Origin of the sequence: Microcystis sp. M44BS1 (assembly GCF_020244875.1) — a bacterium.
Lineage (GTDB): Bacteria > Cyanobacteriota > Cyanobacteriia > Cyanobacteriales > Microcystaceae > Microcystis > Microcystis panniformis.
In genome coordinates this window covers 1-2,854 of record NZ_JADBVM010000136.1, presented here as the reverse complement: position 1 = coordinate 2,854, position 2,854 = coordinate 1, and the positions used below count along the sequence as shown (strand labels likewise).

General features: G+C 36.0%; 6 protein-coding genes. All 6 read left to right on the top strand.

The features are described from left to right. Positions 1–343: DUF2887 domain-containing protein (locus IM515_RS11185; RefSeq protein WP_287627372.1), on the top strand; the 343-nt coding region annotated here is incomplete at its 5' end. A gap of 314 nt (positions 344–657) precedes the next feature. Then, entirely contained in the window at positions 658–993 is a 336-nt protein-coding gene (locus IM515_RS11180; RefSeq protein ID WP_287627371.1) for a DUF6883 domain-containing protein, read from the top strand. A 20-nt stretch (positions 994–1,013) separates the two neighbouring features. Then, on the top strand, positions 1,014–1,304 hold the full coding sequence (locus tag IM515_RS11175) for a DUF4926 domain-containing protein (RefSeq protein WP_002769128.1): 291 nt from the start codon (positions 1,014–1,016) through the stop codon (positions 1,302–1,304). A gap of 202 nt (positions 1,305–1,506) precedes the next feature. Continuing rightward, positions 1,507–1,674 (top strand): anacyclamide/piricyclamide family prenylated cyclic peptide, encoded by a 168-nt coding sequence (locus IM515_RS11170; protein ID WP_287627366.1) that lies wholly within the window; start codon positions 1,507–1,509, stop codon positions 1,672–1,674. 352 nt (positions 1,675–2,026) lie between these two features. Further along, positions 2,027–2,290, top strand: coding sequence for a ribbon-helix-helix domain-containing protein (locus tag IM515_RS11165; RefSeq protein ID WP_185239619.1), 264 nt, complete (start codon positions 2,027–2,029; stop codon positions 2,288–2,290). Positions 2,291–2,293: 3 nt separating this feature from the next. Continuing rightward, complete coding sequence (locus IM515_RS11160) at positions 2,294–2,590, top strand: type II toxin-antitoxin system RelE/ParE family toxin (RefSeq protein ID WP_287627365.1); 297 nt, start codon at positions 2,294–2,296, stop codon at positions 2,588–2,590. Positions 2,591–2,854 lie beyond the last annotated feature (264 nt).

Genomic DNA, 2,854 nt, shown 5'->3' with positions numbered 1-2,854 from the left:
TGTTATCGAGTTAATCGAGAAGATTATTATCTACAAATTTCCGCAGAAAAGTCGCCAGGAGTTAGAAGCCATGTTTAATCTCACGGAATGGAAACAAACCAAGTTTTATCAAGAAGCTAAAGAAGAGGGAAAACTTGAAGGAAAACTTGAAGGAAAACTTGAAGGAAAACTTGAAGGAAAACTTGAAGGAAAACTTGAAGGGAAACTTGAAGGAAAACTTGAAGGGAAATTAGAAACAATTCCCCTTCTGGTTAGGTTGGGACTTAATGAAGAACAAATTGCACGGGAATTAAATCTAAGAGTTGAGATTATTCATCAATTTATTACTAATCAGAACAATTAAAACTTTTAAGAGATTGCTTCGGGGGGTGGAGAAGCACCGGGAGCAGGGGAGAGGGGGAGCAGGGGAGTACAGGTTGTTGCTCTTCTGCTGTCTCCCTTTTCCTTGGTTCACGAGTGCTAGAAGATTTAGATTCAGAATAGATGAACCCCTGCTAAGTTTACTACCCCAGTAGCATCAGGTGGGGGTTTTATTGGGTAAATTTAAGCTGATCTAAACTTAACAAAAACTTAACAAAAATTCACTCAAAAACTATTGACAAGAAAGGTAAGGACTGCTAGTCTGGAAAGTGTAAATATTTTGAGGACTTAGAGTAATTGTCATTAACTAATCGAGAAAATGCTTTTATTCAGCCTGAAAAACTCATTGATTATTTACTTTCAGAAAATCACCCTGTTGGTAAATCAAAAGCTAAGTTTTTTCGTGAACTCGGTTTTAATGAAGAAAATGTAACGTTTTTAGAACAAGAATTGTCAAAAATAGTAAGAAATCAAGATGTTACTGAGGTAATTACTACAGAACATGGTACTAAATATATAGTAATAGGAACAATCAATACTCCTAAAAATAAATCAGTTACTATTCTTACAGTCTGGATTATTGATTTAGGCAAAGATACGCCAAGGTTTGTTACTGCTCGACCATTTTTTTAAAATAAAGGCTAATCAGAATTATGATCAAAGAGCTAGATGTAATTACTTTAACCCATGACATTCAAGAACATGGTTTAAAAAAGGGAACTCAAGGAGCGGTTGTTCATTGTTATAATGATCAACAAGCTTATGAGGTAGAGTTTGTCAATGATGAAGGGGAAACTTTGGCTTTATTGACTTTAGCAAAAGCTGATATTCAACTAGAACAAGAATTAATCATTGGCGAAGTTTTAGAAATCATCAATACTTTACCCCCTAATTTATTAAGAGAAGTAAGAGATTTTGCTAAAGTTTTAGAACATAGAAAGTGATGAAGTCGGGCAAAGCTTACTACCCCAGTAGCATCTGGTGTTTTTTTTCTTCGGGAAATTTAAACAGAAAAACTGTAATGACATTAAACATAGATAAAAAACTATAACAAACATAGATAAAAACTCAGAATAAAACTCTTGACTCGGCAGAAAAAAGGTAGTATGACTGGAACCGACAACAATTGATGGAGGACTTACCATAATGAAAACCAAAAAACTGACACCCCGCAATGCTGCTCCTGTTCAACGGGAAAATACCGCTACCGTCTCTCGTGATGGTAATGCGATCGCCCCATCCTCTTTAAGTAAATTTTCGTATCTTTTTGGATTTGCGGGATTTGATCCTTTTGCGGGAGACGACCCAGAGTAATCCCCCTGATTCTAGCACGAACCTCAAAAAGTGTCAAAAGTCTTTTTCTCCTTGCCAGGGCGCACGGTTTGCCTCAAGGAATTGACGCACAACCCTAGTTAATTCCGGGCTTTCGGATACCGGGCATCGGTGAAGAAGCATTGCTCGGGTAGAGGGGAAGCGGGGGAGTACAGGTTTTTGCTCTTCTGCTGTTTTTCTTTTCCTTGGCTCACCAGTGCTAGAAGATTTAGATTCAGGGAGATGAACCCGTCTATCTCGCAGTCTGTCCAAAATCTGTTGAAATTATAAGATGCTAAAAAGTCTGCGCTATAATACTCAGCTAGGATGATATAAAAGTAATTATGGAGAAGCAATGAACACTATCCAACTGACACCAGAAATAGAAAATTTGATTGCTCAACAAATTAAAACAGGCAAATATCAAGATGATTTAGCCGTTATTCAAGAGGGATTGCGTTTATTGGCAGAAAGAGACAGAATTTATCGAGGAAGATTTGAGCAATTGAAACAGGAAGTCATGATTGGTGTGCAAGAGTTAAGGCGTGGAGAAAGTTTTGATGGTAGAGAATTTATTAACAGATTAAAAGCCACAAATCTTCAGGATAGTGGATATTGAATTATGACGGTTATTTTAATATCTTCAAAGGCTAAAGAAGATTTAGAAATTATCAATGCTCGGATTGCTTATTCTAATATTCAAGCTGCCAATCAGTTGTTAGATAAGATTCTTGATAAATTTGAAATCTTAGCTAGTTTTCCTAATATGGGAAAAAACAGGAATGAATTGATTATGGGTTTACGAAGTTTTCCTGTAGAAGATTATCTAATCTTTTATTTTCCTCTTGAAAACGGAATTGAAATCGCAAGAGTAGTTAGTGGATATAGAGATTTAGATGCTATGTTTGATCTTGATTAAGAAAGTGATCGCATCAAGCTAAGGGTATCATTCTTCCCTGCTCCCCAGTATTTGCATCTGGTGGTTTTTTTCTTCGGAAAATTTAAGCTGATCTAAGCTTAACACAAATTCACTTAAAAACTCTTAGGTAGTGATTCGGTAGTAGTGGTAAGCCATCTTGCTTATCTGGACTGAGTCGTGTAGAATATTTACTAATAAAAATAATTGCTTGATAAATGTTGGGGATTTGGTTTTTATGATTGCTATTTTTATCAATATCTTCTC